Annotated in this window: 14 protein-coding genes; 11 read left to right on the top strand and 3 right to left on the bottom strand. The window is 71.5% G+C overall.

The window, feature by feature from the left end; genetic code table 11:
- The first annotated feature begins 49 nt into the window (after positions 1-49).
- The 6 genes from ACZ6TB_RS42160 (at position 50) to ACZ6TB_RS42135 (ending at position 9,359) form a co-directional block, all read left to right on the top strand.
- A complete protein-coding gene (locus ACZ6TB_RS42160; RefSeq protein WP_465565250.1) occupies positions 50-760 on the top strand; it encodes a TetR/AcrR family transcriptional regulator in 711 nt (236 codons plus the stop codon).
- 10 nt (positions 761-770) lie between these two features.
- Positions 771-1,370 carry a mycothiol-dependent nitroreductase Rv2466c family protein gene (locus ACZ6TB_RS42155; protein WP_465565247.1) on the top strand — a complete coding sequence of 200 codons (600 nt, stop codon included), beginning with the start codon at positions 771-773 and terminating at the stop codon, positions 1,368-1,370.
- 114 nt (positions 1,371-1,484) lie between these two features.
- Positions 1,485-2,423, top strand: a complete 939-nt coding sequence (locus ACZ6TB_RS42150; RefSeq protein WP_465565246.1) for a glycosyltransferase family 2 protein — start codon at positions 1,485-1,487, stop codon at positions 2,421-2,423.
- 38 nt (positions 2,424-2,461) lie between these two features.
- A complete protein-coding gene (locus ACZ6TB_RS42145; RefSeq protein WP_465565244.1) occupies positions 2,462-5,509 on the top strand; it encodes a glycosyltransferase in 3,048 nt (1,015 codons plus the stop codon).
- Complete coding sequence (locus ACZ6TB_RS42140) at positions 5,506-7,545, top strand: hypothetical protein (protein WP_465565242.1); 2,040 nt, start codon at positions 5,506-5,508, stop codon at positions 7,543-7,545. The genes ACZ6TB_RS42145 and ACZ6TB_RS42140 overlap by 4 nt, the downstream gene beginning before the upstream one ends.
- Positions 7,545-9,359 carry a lipopolysaccharide biosynthesis protein gene (locus ACZ6TB_RS42135; RefSeq protein ID WP_465565241.1) on the top strand — a complete coding sequence of 605 codons (1,815 nt, stop codon included), beginning with the start codon at positions 7,545-7,547 and terminating at the stop codon, positions 9,357-9,359. Before ACZ6TB_RS42140 ends, ACZ6TB_RS42135 begins: the two co-directional genes overlap by 1 nt.
- Here ACZ6TB_RS42135 and ACZ6TB_RS42130 read toward each other — a convergent pair.
- Positions 9,342-9,869, bottom strand: a complete 528-nt coding sequence (locus tag ACZ6TB_RS42130) for a class I SAM-dependent methyltransferase (protein WP_465565238.1) — start codon at positions 9,867-9,869, stop codon at positions 9,342-9,344. The genes ACZ6TB_RS42135 and ACZ6TB_RS42130 overlap by 18 nt on opposite strands.
- Before the next feature lie 109 nt (positions 9,870-9,978).
- On the opposite strand from ACZ6TB_RS42130, the gene ACZ6TB_RS42125 reads away from it, so the two are divergent.
- The 4 genes from ACZ6TB_RS42125 (at position 9,979) to ACZ6TB_RS42110 (ending at position 13,559) form a co-directional block, all read left to right on the top strand.
- Positions 9,979-10,590 carry a TetR/AcrR family transcriptional regulator gene (locus ACZ6TB_RS42125; protein WP_465565235.1) on the top strand — a complete coding sequence of 204 codons (612 nt, stop codon included), beginning with the start codon at positions 9,979-9,981 and terminating at the stop codon, positions 10,588-10,590.
- A 114-nt stretch (positions 10,591-10,704) separates the two neighbouring features.
- On the top strand, positions 10,705-11,904 hold the full coding sequence (locus ACZ6TB_RS42120; protein WP_465565233.1) for an NAD(P)/FAD-dependent oxidoreductase: 1,200 nt from the start codon (positions 10,705-10,707) through the stop codon (positions 11,902-11,904).
- Positions 11,905-11,955: 51 nt separating this feature from the next.
- Positions 11,956-12,693, top strand: a complete 738-nt coding sequence (locus ACZ6TB_RS42115; RefSeq protein WP_465565231.1) for an FAD-binding oxidoreductase — start codon at positions 11,956-11,958, stop codon at positions 12,691-12,693.
- Between the two features lie 71 nt (positions 12,694-12,764).
- The gene (locus ACZ6TB_RS42110) at positions 12,765-13,559 is read left to right on the top strand and encodes an SAM-dependent methyltransferase (RefSeq protein WP_465565228.1); all 795 of its coding nucleotides are present in this window, start codon (positions 12,765-12,767) and stop codon (positions 13,557-13,559) included.
- A gap of 95 nt (positions 13,560-13,654) precedes the next feature.
- Here the strand turns inward: ACZ6TB_RS42110 and ACZ6TB_RS42105 are convergent, their stop codons facing one another.
- Together ACZ6TB_RS42105 and ACZ6TB_RS42100 are read right to left on the bottom strand one after the other, a co-directional pair.
- Positions 13,655-15,343, bottom strand: coding sequence for a tetratricopeptide repeat-containing diguanylate cyclase (locus tag ACZ6TB_RS42105; protein ID WP_465565226.1), 1,689 nt, complete (start codon positions 15,341-15,343; stop codon positions 13,655-13,657).
- Between the two features lie 127 nt (positions 15,344-15,470).
- Positions 15,471-17,240: a VTT domain-containing protein gene (locus ACZ6TB_RS42100; RefSeq protein ID WP_465565224.1), complete on the bottom strand. Its 1,770-nt coding sequence runs from the start codon at positions 17,238-17,240 to the stop codon at positions 15,471-15,473.
- A gap of 77 nt (positions 17,241-17,317) precedes the next feature.
- Between ACZ6TB_RS42100 and ACZ6TB_RS42095 the strand changes: the two genes are divergently transcribed.
- Positions 17,318-17,953 carry an SDR family oxidoreductase gene (locus ACZ6TB_RS42095; protein ID WP_465565221.1) on the top strand — a complete coding sequence of 212 codons (636 nt, stop codon included), beginning with the start codon at positions 17,318-17,320 and terminating at the stop codon, positions 17,951-17,953.
- Positions 17,954-17,955 lie beyond the last annotated feature (2 nt).

Here is a 17,955-nt window from a genome sequence, read left to right as displayed (position 1 = left end):
GCCGTACATGTACTTCGTATATCAGACCTGTACGTTGTATGGTTGTCAAGTGGCGACCGAGAGATTGAGCAAGGCGGCAGTTGCCGAGCGGGCGTTGCGCCTCGGCGACGAAGAGGGCGTGGAGGCGGTGACCATCCGCCGGCTCGCGCAGGAGCTGGGTGTCACGCCGATGGCTCTGTACTGGCATTTCAAGAACAAGGACGAGCTGCTGCTCGGCATCGTCGACCACGCGCTGGACTCGGTCCGGTCCGATCGCGCCACCACCGACCCGTGGAACAAACAGTTGCGCGCGATGGTCGTGGCGCTCGTCACGGTGATGCGCGAGCACCCCTCACTGCCCGACCTCATGCACGCCGTCGACAAGAACGAGGGCGAGAGCTTCACCCGCGCCTCGAACGACGCGCTGGCCCTGCTCACCCGCGGCGGCTTCGACGTCGAGGAGGCCTACTGGGTGGCCTCGCACCTGCTGCACTCGGCGATCGGCCTGGTGCAGGCGCAGCCCGACTGCCCGATGAACGTGCCGGCCGCGGCCGCGCCCGAGTGGCGCCGGCAGCGGCGGCTCGCGCTCGAGAGCCTGCCGGCCGACAAGTACCCGATGATGGTCGCCTTCGGCGCGACCTACGCGAAGGAGCCCGACACCGAGCGGTACTACCGGTTCGGGGTCGACGTGATCATGGCGGGCGTCGAAGCGACGGCAATCACACTGGCCCAACGGGAAAGGCCGGAATTGGATCAGACGAAGGACCCGGCCCGGGCGTAACGTTCGGAGCGTGACGAAAGTCGACTTCTATTTCGATCCCGCCTGTCCCTTCGCCTGGATCACCTCCCGCTGGATGCTCGAGGTCAAGCGCCAGCGCGACGTCGATCTCCGCTTCCACGTGATGAGCCTCTACGTGCTCAACGAGGGCCGCGAGCTGCCCGAGTGGTACCGCGAGCTCATCGACCGCTCGCTCGGCACCGTGCGCGTCGTGACCGCCGCCAAGGAGAAGCACGGCGACGAGATCCTCGCCGACCTCTACACCGCGCTCGGCACCCGCATCCACAACCAGGGCAACAAGGACTTCGAGGCCGTGGTCCGCGAGGCGCTGGCCGAGGTCGGCCTGCCCGCCGAGCTCGCCGAGGCGGCGCAGAGCACCGATTACGACGAGGAGCTGCGCCGCAGCCACCACGAGGGCATGGACCCGGTCGGCGACGACGTCGGCACCCCGACGATCCACATCGACGGCGTCGCGTTCTTCGGGCCGGTGCTCTCCAGCATCCCGCGTGGCGAGGACGCGCTGCGGGTCTTCGACGGCGCCGTGGCGCTCGCCTCCTACCCCGACTTCTTCGAGCTCAAGCGCACCCGCTCCGGTGGCCTGAACTTCGACTGAAAGTCCGATTCGATCCGGGCGGACATAGTTTCGCCATTGCCTTAATAAAGCGGGCTCGACCGCCGTATCTCCGGACGCCACGAACCGGAGATACGGCGGGAAGGACGAGCCAGCATGCCCTCGATCAGCGTCGTCATCTGCAGCTACACCGAGAGGCGCTGGGACGACTTCCGCGGCGCGTGCGCGTCGGTCGAGCGGCAGCTGCGCGCGGGCGACGAGCTGGTCGTCGTCATCGACCACCACGAGGCGCTGCTCGCCCGCGCCCGCGCCGAGTTCCCCCGCGCGGTCGTGGTCGCCAACGCCGGCAAGCAGGGCCTGTCCGACGCGCGCAACACCGGCGTCGAGACCGCCCGCGGCGACGTGGTCGCCTTCCTCGACGACGACGCGGCCGCCCGCCCCGGCTGGCTGGACGGCCTGCGCGGCATCTTCGCGAACCCCGAGGTGGCGGTGGCCGGCACCGCCGTGGTCGCCGACTGGGCCGGTGGGCATCCGCCGCGCTGGTTCCCGGCCGAGTTCGGCTGGGTGGTCGGCTGCAGCTACCGCGGCCAGCCCGAGATCAAGACCACGGTGCGCAACCCGATCGGCGCCTCGATGGCCGTACGCCGGTCGGTCTTCGCCGAGGTCGGCGGCTTCTCCGACGCCATCGGCCGGGTCGGAGCCACCCCGGTCGGCTGCGAGGAGACCGAGTTCTGCATCCGGGTGACCGCGCACGACCCGGCGAGCACGGTCGTGCTCGACCCGTCGACGGCGGTCGACCACCACGTCCCGGCGGCCCGGCAGACGGTCGGCTACTTCGTGCGTCGCTGCTATCACGAGGGACGGTCCAAGCGGATCGTCTCGCTGCTGCGCGGCGCCGCCGCCGGCCTCTCCGCCGAGCGGACCTACGTGCGCGAGACGCTGCCGGCCGCCGTCCTGCGCGGGATCGCCGTCACGCCGCGCGACCCGGGCGGGCTGGTGCGGGCCGGCGTCGTCGTCCTGGGGCTGAGCAGCACGGTTCTGGGATATGCCGTCGAGTCGCTCCGGCGCGGCGCCCTCACCACGGCTGCGGCATAAACCACACAATGGCGGGAAATGCCGGGGAGAATCAAGGCGTGAACGCAATCCCGTTCCGCTTCAGCATCATTGTTCCCACCTATAACCGGCGGGACATTCTGCTGGACACCGTGGCGTCGATCGCCGCGACGGATCGGCCGTGGCCGTGCGAGCTCATCGTGGTCGTCGACGGCTCGACCGACGGCACCGTCGAGGCTCTGGAAGAGCGAACGCTGCCGCTGCCGATCACGGTGATCGACCAGGCCAACCAGGGCGCCGCCGCGGCCCGCAACGCCGGAGCCGCCGCCGCGCGCGGGCAGTTCCTGCTGTTCCTGGACGACGACATGATCGTCGAGCCCGACCTGATCATCCAGCACGAGCGGACGCTGCTCGCGGGCGCCGACGCGGTGGTCGGTCACATCCGGATCGACGAGCGCTCGCCGGTCAACATCCTCACCCGCGGCGTGGAGCGGTGGGCCGCCGAGCGGCGGCATCGGCTCGATCTCTCCGGCGGCGACCTCGGCGTGGAGGACTTTCTCACCGGCCAGCTTTCCGTACGGGCGGAATGGTTCACGCGGATCCGCGGGTTCGACGGCGTGCTGACCGCCGACGGCACGTTCGGTGGCGAGGACACCGATCTCGTCTACCGGCTGTTGCAGGAGGGCGCCCGCCTGCGGTTCAGCCCTCGCGCGATCTCCTACCAGCGGTACGTCGTGACCGCCGGCCAGAACATCCGCCAGTGGGCGCAGGCCGGCCGCTCCGACGCCCTGCTCTCGCGCAAGCACCCCGGCCTCGGCGCCGTGCTCGACCGCGGCCACCGGGGCGGCACCCTCGACGGCCGGCTCGCCAAGGCGCTGTCCACCCTGCCGCCGGCGCCGTTCCGGGCGGTCGTCGACCGGGTCGTCGCGCGGGTCGACCGCGGCCGGATGGATTTCGCCACCGAGCTGCTCTTCGCCAAGCTGCGCGACATCGCCTACTGGGGCGGGGCCCGGGCGCACGGCGGGCTGGTCCGGGACACCGGCAGCGGCGTGCGGGTGCTCGCGTACCACGCGATCGAGGACGTCGACGACCCGCGGATCGCCGCCTACAGCGTCGGGCCCGAGCTGTTCGAGCGGCAGATCGAGGCGCTGCGCGACGCCGGCTGGAACTTCATCGACGGCGACGACCTGCTCGAGCACCTCGACGGCCGGCCGCTCAAGCCGCGCAGCGTGCTGCTGACGTTCGACGACGCCTACGAGAGCGCGCTGACCAACGCCGCGCCGCTGCTCGAGAAGCTCGGCATTCCCGCCGTCGTCTGCGCGGTCAGCGACGAGATCGGCGGCTACAACGCCTGGGACGTCGCGCGGGGAGCGGTCAAGCTGCCGTTGCTCACCGCCGAACAACTGGGCGGCCTCCGGCGTACGGGATGGGAGATCGCCTCACACACCCGCCGTCACGCGCATCTCACCACCCTGCGCGACGCCGAGCTGCGCGCCGACCTGGCCGAGTCCCGCCACGCGCTCACCCGGCTCGGCCTCGGCGCCCCGCGGTTCCTGGCCTATCCGCACGGCGAGCACGACCGGCGGGTGCGCTCCCGGGTGCGCCGCGCCGGATATGCCGCCGCCTTCGCGCTGACCACCGACGTCCGCGAGCCCGGACGCGCCGCCCGGTTCGCCGTGCCACGCGTCGAGGTGCGGCAGGACACCACGCCCGCCGGTCTGCTGCGCGAGCTGGCCGACCCGTACACCCTCCGCCCCCGTGATCTGGTCCGCCGCGAGCTGATCGGCCTCGCCGGCAGCGTCCTGGCGCGCGTCCGAAATCCCCACCCCGATGGAGCCATGGCGATGACTTCCTCTCCCGGCACCGGCATCTGGTGCTGCGACTTCGACCTGGCCGGCGACGCGACCTCGTCGATGGTGCCGCCGCGCGACGAGGTCGCGATGCGAGTGCTGGTGCGGCTGCACGGCGAGCCGCTCGGCTACGTCACGCTGGCGCGCACCGGCACGCCCCGCGACGTCGACCAGATCCGGGCCGCGGCCTGGCGCGAGCTCGGCCGGCCGCTGGTCGCGCACCTGATCGAGGAAGGCGCGCCGATCCCCGAGGAGGCCGACCGGGCCGGCTGGCGGGCGGCGGCGCAGACCCGCACCTGCCCCAACCATGTGGCCGCCGACGACCTCGTCTCGGTGGTGGTCTGCACCCGCAACCGCAGCGAGTCGCTGCCGGACTGCCTCGACCGGCTGGCCGCCGTCACCTATCCGTCGGTCGAGTTCGTCATCGTCGACAACGCGCCGAGCGACGACTCGACCGAGACGCTCGTCCGGAAGTACGCGGCCGACGATCGCCGGTTCCGCTACGTCCGCGAGCCGCGGCCGGGGCTGTCCCGCGCGCGCAACGCCGGTCTCGCGGCGGCCCGCGGGCGGTACCTCGCCTACACCGACGACGACGTGGCGGTGGACAGCCTCTGGATCCACGGGCTGGTCCGGGGCTTCCAGCGCCGGCCCGACGTGGCCTGCGTGACCGGGCTGGTCTGCACGGCGGCGATCAGCAACGGCTCCGAGGCGTACTTCGACGCCCGGCTCGCCTCCTGGTCGACGCGGTGCGAGCCGCAGTTCTTCGACATGTCCATGCGCGACGAATACGGCGTTCTCTACCCGTTCTCGGCCGGCATCTTCGGCACCGGCGCGAGCTTCGCCTTCGACCGGCAGCGCCTGGTGCGCATCGGCGGCTTCGACGAGGCGCTGGGCGCGGGCACGCTCACCCGCGGCGGCGAGGACCTCGACATCTTCGTCCGTGTCCTGCTCGACGGTGGGGCCATCGCCTACGAGCCGTCGGCGGTCGTCTGGCACCACCACCGGGCGGACGAGCAGTCGCTGCTCAAGCAGATGTACGGATACGGGACGGGGCTCACCGCGTACCTCATGAAGCTCTTGATGAACGACTCCACCCGCAACCAGTTGCTGAAGCGGGTCCCGGCCGGGGTCTTGAAGATCGCCCGGATTCGCACCCAGACCAACGAGCGCCTCGGCGACGCGATCGCCGCACCCTCGGGGGCGATGCGCCGCGAGTTCGCCGGTTACCTCGCCGGACCGGTGCTCTACCTGCGCGCCCGCCGGGCGGTGGGCTCGTGACCACGCTGCTCGCTCCCGCGCCTTCCACTGCGCCCGCACGCGTCCACGCCGAGACCGGCCGCGATCGCCTGATCATCTCGGCGGCCAGCCTGTTCGCCCTCCTCCTCGGTGTGGTGGGGCTGGTCGCCGGCGTCGACTGGATGCGCGCGGTGGGCTTCGTCGCGTACCTCATGTTCGGCATCGGCGCGGCGCCCTTCGCGTTGCTGCCGCGCATCGGCCTGCCGTTGCGGCTCGCGCTGAGCACCGGCGCCTCGATCAGCATCCTGGTGATCCTGTCGGCGGTGATGCTCGACGCCGGGTGGTGGCGGCCCACCTTGGCCACGTGGATCGTCGGTGTCGTCACGGCCGGGCTGCACGTCGCGGCGGTTCTCAGAACCAGGCGGACGCCGCTGCGCCTCACGATCGGGCCGGGCGAGATCATGGCCGCGACCGGCGCGATCCTGTGCCTGGTGGCGGCGCTCATGAATCGCCACCTCGACCCGGGGCTCTGGGGATTCCTGGTACGCATCGGGCCGCTCTGGTACATCGGGCTGGCGCTGATCGTGCTCTCGTTGGCGATCTACCGCGCGTACGAAATCGGCGTCGTCCTGCTGTTGATCGTCCTGACCGGCACCTCCGCGCTGCTCTACGACCTGCCGCGCATCCAGTCCGCGGCCAAGCACGTCGAGCTGGTCGAGCAGATCCGGCAGCAGCACGTCCTGCAGTCGACCGTCGACGTCTACAACGGCTGGCCCGGCTTCTTCTCCGGGATGGCGTGGCTGGCGCAGGTGGCCGGCATCCGCGACTCGATCAACCTGGCGATCGCCTGGCCGGTGCTGATCGGCCTGTACCGGATCGCGGCCATGCGCTACTTCGCCGGCCAGTTGATCAAGGACCGGAACCTCGTCTGGCTCGCCGTGATCTTCGTGCTGCTGCCGGACACCATCGGTCAGGACTACTTCTCGCCGCAGTCGGTGGGCTTCGCGCTCGGCATCCTGATCTTCGGGTTCGCGCTGTCGACGATGCCGCTTCGCTACAAGATCCCGGCGATCGCCGTGCCCGCCGTGACCGTGGCGATCACCCATCAGCTCAGCCCGTACATCATCGGCGGCGCGTTGTGCGTGCTCGTCGTGCTGCGCGCGGTCAAGCCGTGGTGGCTGCCGGGCATCGTGCTCGGGGCGGCCGGATTGTGGGCGGCCGTGAACTGGGCAGATTTGTCCAAGTTCGTCGACCTGAAGGATCTCGGGCGGGCCGGCAACAACCTGGCCCCGCCCACGCCCGCCGCCGCCAGCGGGCTCGGCAAGCTTCCGGTCTTCCTTGCCACCGAGGCCGGGCTGGCGTTCAGCCTCATGATCCTTGGCGTGCTCAGTCTGGTGACGCTCTGGCGTCGTCGCCGTTCGCTGGCGACCTGGGCCCTGGCCTGTGCGCCCGGGGCCGGGGTGGCGATCATCGTCGTGCACCCGTACGGAAAAGAAGGGATCTTCCGGGCGACCCTGTTCGCGCTGCCGTGGCTTGCCGTCTTGGCCGCGCAGGCTTTCCCGGTGTGGCGTGCATTCCCGCGCGGCTTGATCATCGCGGTGCTGACCTTCGACTTCCTGATCGGCACGTTCAGCCTCGACGCGTCCAACGTCATGCGCCGCGCGGACCGCGAGGGCTTCCAGATGTACGCGCAGACCGCCACCGCCGGCGCCGTGAACTACTGCCTGATCATCGGCCCGGGCGACCTGCCGAGCGGGCCGATCACCGGCCCCAACGACCACATCTCGGTCTACCGCGGCGACATCGACACCGACTACGGCTTCACCATCAACCAGGCGCCGACCCAGTCCGACGTCGAGCGCCTGACCGAGGAACTGGTCGCCTACTCCGGTTCGACCGACCCCACCGATCGGCTGTACGCGTTCTGGTCGCCGACGTCGTCGTACTACGGCTGGGAGTACGGCCTGCACCTGCCGTCCCGCTTCGCCGCCCTGCGCGACGAGTTCGCCGCCTCGCCGCTCTGGAAGATCGTCTACTCGTCGGACGGCACGGTGATGTTCGAGTACACGGGAGCCTGATGGCTTCCGAGCCCGCCGGTCACGTCGCCAAGCTCTTCGGACGCGACTCGCTCTACATGTTGATGTGGGCCGTGCAGATCATCTGCGCGGCCCTCCTCACCCCGGTCACCACCCGGGTCCTCGGGCTCTCCGAATTCGGCACGATCACCTCGGCCAACGCCGTCATGCAGGTGCTGTTCGTCTTCGCCGGCCTCGGCCTGCAGACCGCCGTGCAGCGGGAGTACTCGACCTTCGGCAACCCGCGCGGCGCCTATCAACTGGTCTTCGCGTCGCTCGTGGTCACCGTCGGCATCTCGGCCGCCTTCTGGTTCACGGTGCCGATCTGGGCGCCGGCGCTGGAGATGGGCGACCAGCAGACGGCGCTGCGCTGGGCGGTGCTGTGGGCCGGCTCGTCGGCGATGACGACCATCTCGCTCGGCCTGCTGCGCAGCCTCGACAAGCTCGCCATGTTCGGGGCGGTGAGCTTCATCCAGTCGGTGGTGGCCGAGGCGCTCGCGCTCGGGCTGGTCAAGTTCTACCGGCCGACCGCCGAGGCCTTCCTGGGCGGCCAGGTCGCGGCCCAGTTCGTGGCGGCCCTGCTCGGCCTCGTGGTGGCGCCGCCGATGCTGATGCTGATGCGCGACCTCTTCGTGCTGGATCGCGCCCTGCGGTTCGCGCTGCCACTGGTGCCGGCGGCGCTGAGCACGTTCGTGCTGTCCGTCTCCGACCGGCTCATCGTCGAGGCGCAGATGGGCAGCGAGGCGGTGGCGCGCTACCAGGTCGCGTACAACGTGGCGTCGATGCCGATGCTGCTGCTGTCGGTGCTCAACTCGGCCTGGATGCCGCGCTTCTTCGGCATCTCGGACGAGGCCGAGCGCCGCACGGTGCTGGCGTCGAGCCGGGACGCCCTCTACCGCCTGATGCTGCCGGTGGTGGCCGGCTTCGCGTGCGGGGCCCCGCTGGTGCTGCGGATCTGGGCGCCGTCCTCCTATCACCCCGCCGACCTGCATTTCGTCGTCTGCCTCGTGCTGATCACGGCGATCCCGTACGCCGGCCAGCTGGCCGTGACCCGCACGCTGATGGCGGACGGCCGCACCGGCGCGGCGGCCGTCACCACGCTGCTGGCGGCGGTGGCCAACGTCGCCCTCAACCTGTGGCTGGTGCCGTCGTTCGGCCTGGAGGGCTGCGCGCTGGCGACGCTGGTGGCGTACGTCCTCCTCTATCTGGGCCTCGAGGTGGTCGGCCGGCGGGCCGAGGTGTCCCCTTCGCCGCTCCGGCTCAAGCTGCAGCTGGGCGTGGCCGCGGCCCTGACGCTGGCCTCCGCGCTGGTGTCGGAGAACGCCGTGACCCTGACGCTGCGAGCACTGGCGGGCGCGGCGACGCTGGTGTGGTTCATCCGGGTGCTCCTCACGATCGGCGCCGAAAACCGAGCAACCGACAAGCGCACCCAGCCCGTACGCGTAGACACCGACCTCCTGTGGGTCGGCGCGACGATCGAGATGTCCGGCTTCATCCCCGACCGCCGCCGCGAGGGCGGCGACCGCCGATCCCCCCGCCCCGGCTATTGGCCCCGAGCCGAGCGGCGCTGGGATGACCGCCGTTCCGTGGGCCGGCACCGGATTCCGCTTGCCGTTCCATCTCCTTCCTCCGCCCTCGCCGACCCGGCCACCTCTGCCACCTCGGTCATCGACGCGCCGTCCATCTCGGTTCGCCTCCCGAGCCGGCCGGTTAGCCGGGTCCATGCCGAGCCGGTTCTTCCCTCTTCCTGGCCCGCGCCCACCTCGCCCCCGCCCGAGTGGCCGCTCGTGCCGGATCGGTCACGCCCGGGCGGTTAGCCGGGCGATCAACAGCGACTTCCGCTCCTTCCGCACCGACGCGAAGCTCTTCTCCGCCGCCCGCACCGCCTTCTTCAGCGCGAACCGTGCGTCGTAGATCCACACCTGTCCGCCCGGCCGCACCACCCGCCGCAGATCGCGTATCCCACCCTCGACGTCGGCCCAGTGGTGCTGGCTGATCGACGAGACGATCAGGTCGAAGCTGGCGTCCGGGTAGGGGAGTGCCGCGACGTCACCGACCGTGAAGGTCACCCGGTTCTCCGGGTCGCGGCCCCGGGCGTACTCGATCATCTTGGGTTCGAGGTCGATCCCGTCGATGGTCCAGCCCGGACGCCGGGCCGCGAGCGCGCGGGGGATCCGGCCGGGCCCGGTGCCGACGTCGAGCACCCGGGCGCCGTCCGGCAGGTCCTGCGCGGCGGCGTCGTCGACCACCCGTGCGTAGAGCCGGGCGCCGAGCCGCCCGGCGTGCCGGTCGTAGGTGTCGGCGTGGCTGAAGATGTGAGCTTCCATGACTCCTCCTGAACATCACGTTCGCTTACGAACAGCGTGTTCGATTACGCTGGTGAGGGTCAACGGTCGATCCGGGGCATCCGTCCCGTACCGAACAGAGGTGGGGAAATTGGCCGGAAACGATGACCGGCGCGTCCGTCGCACCCGTCGCTCTCTGCAGGAGGCGCTCGTCGGCCTCATCACCGAGCGTGGCTACGAGAAGGTCACCGTCCAGGACGTGCTCGACCGGGCCGACGTGGGCCGATCCACGTTCTACGCCCACTACCGCGACAAGGACGCCCTGTTCGCCTCCTGCTTCGACGACCTGCGCGGCGACCTGGAGCGCGAGCTGAGCGGCATGGACCGCACGGCCCGCGCCGACCCGCTCGGCGTGATGTTCGCCCACGCATACCGCAATCAGCGCGTCTACCAGGCGGTCGGCACGGCCCACCTGCACCGCCTGCTCTACGACGCGCTGCGTGACCACCTGGCCGAGCACGGCACGCGCCAGCCGGTCGAGATCGTCGCCCAGTACCACGCGTCGGCCCTGGTCGGCCTGCTCGATTGGTGGGTGCGGGCCGGTTTCCCGCACGGCCCGGCCGAGATGGCCCGCATGTGTCAGGAGATCATGCAACCGAGCGTGATGGCCGTGGTCCTCGCTCCCGCCGCTCACGCTCCCGCCGCCCCTGTTTCCGCCGGGCCGCCGCCCGCTCCGCAGGCCGCGCCGTCGCCGCCCTTCTGAGCCGCGCCCGCGCTCCAGGCCAAGGCCGCCTCCTGAGCGCCGCCCCGCACATTTAGACCGCGTCCACGTATTTTAGATTGCGCTTTCGGGCGGTTCTGCTGCAAAGATGGGGTCATGACGTATGTCGTGGTGGGCGGCGGCCTGGCCGGCGCCAAGGCAGTGGAAACCCTGCGCGACGAGGGCTTCGCGGGCCCGGTCACGCTCATCGGCGCCGAGGCGGTCCGGCCGTACGAGCGACCGCCGCTCTCCAAGGGCCTCCTGCTCGGGACGGACGAGCCGGACAGTCCCTTCGTGCACTCGACGGAGTGGTACACCGAGCACGACATCACGCTCCGCACCGGCACGACGGTCACCGCCGTGGACCGGGCCGGCAAGACCATTCATACCGACCGTGGCGAGGTCATCGCGTACGAGAAACTGCTGCTCGCCACCGGATCCACCCCGCGCCGGCTTCCGGTTTCCGGCGGCGACGCCGCCCTGCTGTTGCGCACGCTCGACGACTCGAAGCGGATCTCCGACGCGGTCACCGGCAGCAGCCGCGTCGTGGTCATCGGCGCGGGCTGGATCGGCCTCGAGGTCGCGGCGGCCGCGCGCACCCGGGGCGCCACCGTCGACGTCGTCGAGATGGCCCCGCTCCCGCTGCAGAACGTGCTCGGCGACGAGATCGCCCAGGTCTTCGCCGACCTGCACCGAGCCAACGGCGTGACCCTCCATCTTGGAGCCCGCCTCGAGGCGATCGAGGGCGATACCGTACGCCTCGCCGACGGCACCACCCTCGAAGCCGACGTGGTGATCGCCGGCGTCGGCGTCACGCCCAACGTCGGGCTCGCCGCGGACGCCGGCCTCGCGGTCGACAACGGCGTGCTCGTCGACCGGCGGCTGGCCACCAGCGATCCAGACATCTTCGCGGCCGGCGACATCGCGAACATCGACCACCCGCTGCTCCGGCACCGCATCCGGGTCGAGCACTGGGCGACCGCGCTCAACACCGGCCCGGCCGCGGCGAAGGCGATGCTCGGGCAGGACATCAGCTACGACAAGCTGCCGTACTTCTACACCGACCAGTTCGACCTCGGGATGGAGTACACCGGCTGGGTGGCGCCGGATGCGAAACCCCAAGTTGTCGTACGCGGCGACCTCGCGACCCGGGAGTTCATCGCGTTCTGGCTGGTCGACGGCAAGGTCGCGGCCGGCATGAACGTCAACGTCTGGGACGTGACCGAGCCGATCGAGGCGCTGATCCGCGCGGGTGCCGTGGTCGACCAGCGCCGTTTGGCCGACCCCGACGTGGCGTTGTCTGACCTTTCGAGCTGAGTCGCACTGGTTGTACGTCGCCGCTGCTCGTGATCGACGACGCTGAACGGCGTGGACGGGTGGCATGCCCAGGTGCTCACGCACGAGCGACGCGGGGCGGACGTCGCCGTGTTCACGTGCCGCACCGGAGAGCCTCTGCCGTTCCGCCCCGGGCAGCACGTGACGATCGAGTGCCCGTACCGGCCGTGGCAATCCCGGGCGTTCGCCATCGCGAACGCGCCGCGGCCGGACCGCGTGCTGGAGTTCCACGTCCGCGCGACCGGCGCGGCCGGCGTCTCGGCCGCGCTGGTCCGCCGCCTCAAGCCCGGCGACGTCCTGCGCCTGGGCGGCCCGCACGGCTCCCTCGTGCTGGACCCGTTCTCGCGCCGCGACCTGGTCTTCGTGGCCGGCGGCACGGGCCTGGCCCCCGCGAAGGCCCTGATCGAAGAATTGACCGCCTTCAATCGCACCCGCTGGATCCACCTGTTCCGCGCCGAGCGCCGCTGCCGCGACTTCTACGACCGCGCCGGCGTGGACGAGCTGGCCCGGCGGCACCCCTGGCTCTCGGTGGTGCGCGCCACCAGCGACGAGCCCGACGAGGCCGGCGACCAGGCCGGGATCGCGGAGGTCCTGGCCCGGCACGGCCCCTGGAACGACCACGACTTCTACGTCTTCGGCTCGCAGGCGATGGTCGCCGATACCCTGGGCGCGCTCGATCGCTGCGCCGTGCCCCGCGCCCGAGTACGGTCGAATGCTTTCGGTCCATCGGGCGTCAGCTCCGGACGCCGCCCGTCGCGTACCCCTCAGTGATCTTCCAAGTCGGTCATCTTCCAAGTCGGTGATCTTCCAAAGAGGACCGATCCACCGGCTAGAGTTCGATCGTGGATCGGATCGACACCTCGGTGGCGCACCCGGCTCGCCGTTACAACTACTGGCTCGGCGGCAAGGACCACTTCGCCGCCGACCGGGAGTCGGGCGATCTGCTGGCCAAGGCGTTCCCCACCGCGCGCATCGCCGCCCGGGAAAACCGCGACTTCCTGCGCCGGAGCGTGAAGTTCCTGGCCGACGCCGGCGTGCGACAGTTCCTGGACATCGGCACCGGCCTCCCGGTTCCCGACAACACGCACGAGATCGCCCAGCGGATCGCGCCCGAGTCCCGCGTGCTCTACGTGGACAACGACCCGATCGTGATGACCCACTCGCGCGCCTTGACGGTCGGCGCCCGCGAGGGCCGCACCGGCTACGTCGAGGCCGACCTTCGCTCGCCCGAGGACATCCTCGCGCACCCCGAGTTCCGGGCCGTGATCGACCCGAAGCAGCCGGTAGCGCTGCTGCTGGTCGCGGTGCTGCATTTCATCCACGACGACGACCAGGCCGCGGCCGTCGTGCGCCGCCTGCTCGACGCGATGCCCGCCGGCGGCTACCTGGTGGCCAGCAACCTGACGCTCGACTTCGCGCCGCCCGAGCAGGTCGCCAAGCACGAGGAGCTGCTCGCCTCCGGCCGCACCGACGCCCGGGCCCGCAACGCCGCCGAGTTCGGCCGGTTCTTCGACGGCCTCGAGCTGATCGAGCCCGGCATCGTCGCGGTCAGTGACTGGCGCCCGTCACGCTCCGAGGCCGACCGGCCGACCGCCGCGGACGTAGCCATCTACGGCGCGGTCGGCCGCCTCGGATAGAGCGGACGGCCAGACCAGCAACCGCGCCTTGACCGCCGCCATGCCGGCGTCGGTCAGCAGGAGCCACCAACCAACCGTGGCCGACTGGCGATCGCCTATCGCTGGGTCCACATTGAGGTGTCGGCGTCGCCTCCGCCCGCTTCCACCCGATTGCGCCCGCCCCGCTTGGCCGCATAGAGCCGCTGGTCGGCAAGGGTCATCGCGCTCGCCAGCTCGTCCCCGCCGGCGACCTCGGCCAACCCCAGACTGATGGTCACGCTCAGCCCGGGCTCGATCTCCTCCCAGCCGTACGCCGCGACCTGCGCCCGAAGCACCTCGCATCGCGCCTCGGCGTCCGCCATGCCGGCCCCCGTGAAGGCGATCAGAAACTCCTCGCCCCCGAACCGCGCGACCAGATCACCGTCGCGCACATGCGCCCGGAAGATGCCCGCAATCCGCCGCAGCACCTCGTCTCCCACGAAGTGCCCGAACCGGTCGTTGACCTGCTTGAACCGGTCGACGTCGGCCACCGCCACACAGAGCCCGCCGACGTGCTGTCCCGCCCGCTCGCCGCCCACCCGGTCTGCCAGCCTGCTTGCCAGCTCCGGCAGCGCCCGGTCCACGAACCGCCGGTTCGGCAGCCCCGTCAGCGCGTCCTCGCCGGCCTGCCGCTCGAGCTCGACGCTGCGCTCCCGGTGCAGCTCGACCTCGTGCCGCGCGTTGTCCAGCTCGAACGCGTGGACCGCCATCCGCGCCCGAACCGCCGCGACGTCGTTGTGCGCCTCCCGCTCCAGCACGTGGAACGCCCGGTAATGGCGAAGCGCCGCCACCGCGTCACCCGCCAGCTCGTACGCCTCCGACAGCTGCCGGTGAATCTCCATGGCCATCGGCTTCTCGCCCGCCATGAGGGCCCGATCGAGCGCCGCCACGAACCCGTCGATCGCCGCCGCCAGATCGCCCCGCATCAGCCGGATCCGAGCCTCGTGCTCCAGAGTGGACGACTCGAGCGAGCGATACCCGAACTCCGTCGCGATCTCCCGGGCCCGCACGATCAGCGAGGCGGCCCGCTCGAACTCCCCGTCCAGCGCCAGCAGCATGCCGTAGTTGTCGAGACTGATCGACTCCCGAAACGGGTTGCCCGCCTCCCGGGCCAGCCGCAACGCCTCCTCGACGTATCCCAGCGCCCCGCGCAGCGTCTCCCCGGCGCCGTCGAGGTCACCGTCCGCCCGCAGCCGGGCCACCTGGTAGATCGCGTTGTCCCCGACGTTATTGAGGATGCAGAACCGAGCCTCCGTATCCATCCCCGCGACCATCGTGAGCGCCCGCATCAGATATTCGGTGCTGAGATTTCGGTCGCCCAGGCTCCCGTGCACCACCCCGGTGCGGTTGTGCACCCAGTAGAGAAGGTCCCGATCGCCCAGCCGCTGGGCGATGTCCCGCCCCCGGGCCAGCACGTCGAGGGCCTCTTCGTGCATGCCGAGCTCGTTGAGCGGCATGGCCTGCACGGTAAGCACCTGGCAGATGCCGGCCTCGTCGCCGATCCCCTCCAGCACGGCGACCGCTTCCCGGCAGGCGGCGACGGCCTCCTCGAGCTCCCCGAGCCGCAGGAGCTGGTTGGCAAGCGACCGGAGCGCCGCGGCCTGCCCGCCCGGATCACCCACCTCACCCGCCAGCGAGGCGGCCCGCCGGGCGAGTGCCGACCCGGTCCGGTAGTCCCCCGAAACCCGGCTGCTCTCGGCAAGCTCGAGCATCTCGGCCACGGAAAACGCCTCCACCCGCGCCACCGCGAGGCTGGTGCCGGCCATACCGTGCCTCCTCCCACCCGGCGGCCGGTGCCCGCCGGGGATCGGGGACCCTATCGCCCACCCACCCCCGGACTTGAGCAATCCCCGTCACGCCACCGCCCCCGCGGCTCGAAGTGCATCGGAGGCGTCAGCGGGCGGCCAAGGCGGTCATTTCGACGGCTTCCGCGTCGACCCGATGAGCGGTGAGGCCGTCGGCGTCGGCGTCGGTCACTGCCGCGGCGGCGAGGTCGGCGGACGCGGGCGCGGCCGGGACCGGTTCCGGCGCCGGACGCTTGCGCGGAGTCGTCCAGATCGCGCCGTTCAGGGCCGCCCACGCCGCCCCGATCAGCACCGCGGCCACCGTCTCGCTGGTGCGGCTCCACCCCAGGTAGACCCACGACCCCGCGCAGACCGTCACGTAGATCGCGGCGCCGGTCCAGACCGCGACCCGCCACCTCCACGGCAGGTGTGCCGCCAGCATCCAGGCCAGCAACCCGACCGCGGCCGCCAGTTGCGCGGTGTGCCCGGCCGCCATCGCGGCGATCGGCCCGGCCGCCTCGAACGGAATGCGCCCGTCGAACTCGGTCACCGACGGAAACACCACCGAGACGGGCGTCTCCCAGACCTCCCAGCTGGGCGGCGTGGCCCAGGAGATCGCCGCCGCCAGCACCACGACCGGAACCACCGGTCCCACCGCCATGAGGAGCCCCTCGCTCTCCCCACGCCACCGCCGCAGCAGCCACCGCCCCACCGACACGAGGACGGCCACCGCGAAGAGCACCCCCGGGTCCGCGAACGTGGCCGCATCCAGCGCGAACAGGTACCCGTCCGACGTCCACTGCCCGCGCGCCCAGCTGCCGATCGCCGCGTCGGCGTCGGCCAGCCCGCTGAACCGAACTACCACCGGCACCACCACGACGAGCAGAGCCGCCAGCCCGAACAGCGCCACCACGCTGAGCCCCAGGTCGACCACCGCCCCCGGCCGTGGCCGCCGCACCCCCACCCGCTCGAGCAGCCACTCGACGCCCGGCCGGCGAGCCAGCTCGCGCAGACGTTCCACCCCCGGCCTTCGGGCCAGCCCGCGCAGACGTTCCACCCCCGGCCTCCGAGCCAGCCCGTGCAGCCGCCCCCGGCCGAACCACCGCCCGGGCCCGCTTTGCCTGTCCCCTCGCACCGGCGACGCCACCCCGGAGCCTGCCTCGCCGGACGACAGCGCCCCGCCGGACGACAGCGCCTCGCCGGACGACAGCGCCCCGCCGGACTTGACCGCGCGTCGCCGGCTCAGCAGGCCGACGAGCGCGTGGGTTGGCCGTGGGTGCCGCCCGATCCAGCGACCGGCCAGGATCAGCCCCACGATGATCACGGCCAGCACCGCGAGAGCCCCACCCGCGTGACCGGCCCGCGCCACGAGCAGGTCGTAGGACGCACCCGCCAGATAGCTCGCCCCGACCATCCACAGTGACCACAGCACCGCCGCCGGCGCGTGCCAGGCGGCAAACCGCCGATAGGGCACCCCGTTCATCGCGGCGAGCCGCGGGATCAGGGTTCGCGCCCCCACGATCCACTGGCCCAGGAAGACGGCTCGCCCACCGTGCCGGACGAAGAGCCGTTCCGCCCGATCCCACCGCTTCTCGCCGATCCACCGGCCGAGCCGGGTCACTCGCAACCGAGGCCCGCGCCGCCGCCCGGAGTGGTAGGCCGCCGTCCCGCCCGCCAGCGCCGCGACGACCGCCACGGCGAGCGCCGGCCCGATCTGCACCGTGCCCGCGTTGGCCAGCAACCCCAGCGCGATCAGCGCCGTGGCCGCCGGCAACACCAGCCCGGCGACGATCGCCGACTCGGCCGCCACCAGTACGCCGACGACCACGTACACCAGGATGGGCGGCAATCCGCCGAGCAGATCGTTGAGGAAGGACACGCTGGTGACGCTATGCAGGCGATCAGCGGCCCTCAATCGGTGATCGCCCCTAGGTGCGCCCGGGGTATGACTGAGGGATGGACATCCTCGTAGCCGGCGGCCACGGTCAGGTCGCCCTCCGCCTGTTGAAGCTGCTCGCCGCCGACGGCCACACCGCCCGCGGCCTGATCCGCAAGCCCGACCAGGCCGAGGACCTGCGCTCGGTCGGCGCGGTCCCGGTGATCGGCGACCTCGAGAACGATCCGTCCCTCTCCGCGTACGTCGAGGGCGCCGACGCCGTCGTCTTCGCGGCCGGCGCGGGCCCGGGCAGCGGTGCGGCCCGGAAACGCACCGTCGACCGGGGCGGCGCCGTCAAGCTCGCCGACGCGGCCATGGACCAGAAGGTGACCCGGTACCTCATGGTCTCCTCGATCGGCGCCCAGGACCCCGCCTCCGCCGGCGCCATGCAGCCCTACCTCGAGGCCAAGGCGGAAGCGGACGCCTATGTCGTGGCCAGCGGCCTCGACTACACGATCGTCCGGCCTGGTCAGCTCACCGACGACCCCGGCACCGGCCTGGTCACCGCCTCTCGTACGCTGGGTAACCGCGGACCCGTGCCGCGTGACGACGTGGCCGCCGTCCTCGCCGCCTGCCTCACCGCGCCCACCACCATCGGCGTCACCTTCGAGCTCTTCGCCGGCGAGACTCCCATCGCGGAGGCCCTGCGGTTCTGAGC

The organism is Actinoplanes sp. NPDC051537, assembly GCF_055586105.1.
Note: the sequence above shows the minus strand (reverse complement) of the source record. Positions and strands in the feature narration are given on the sequence as shown.

Bases quoted from the DNA above. Each gene is read 5' to 3' on its own strand.
- ACZ6TB_RS42095 (WP_465565221.1), top strand. From the start codon at position 17,318: ATGGACATCCTCGTAGCCGGCGGCCACGGTCAGGTCGCCCTCCGCCTG.
- ACZ6TB_RS42105 (WP_465565226.1), bottom strand. From the start codon at position 15,343: ATGGCCGGCACCAGCCTCGCGGTGGCGCGGGTGGAGGCGTTTTCCGTG.
- ACZ6TB_RS42130 (WP_465565238.1), bottom strand. From the start codon at position 9,869: ATGGAAGCTCACATCTTCAGCCACGCCGACACCTACGACCGGCACGCC.
- ACZ6TB_RS42135 (WP_465565241.1), top strand. From the start codon at position 7,545: ATGGCTTCCGAGCCCGCCGGTCACGTCGCCAAGCTCTTCGGACGCGAC.
- ACZ6TB_RS42120 (WP_465565233.1), top strand. From the start codon at position 10,705: ATGACGTATGTCGTGGTGGGCGGCGGCCTGGCCGGCGCCAAGGCAGTG.
- ACZ6TB_RS42150 (WP_465565246.1), top strand. From the start codon at position 1,485: ATGCCCTCGATCAGCGTCGTCATCTGCAGCTACACCGAGAGGCGCTGG.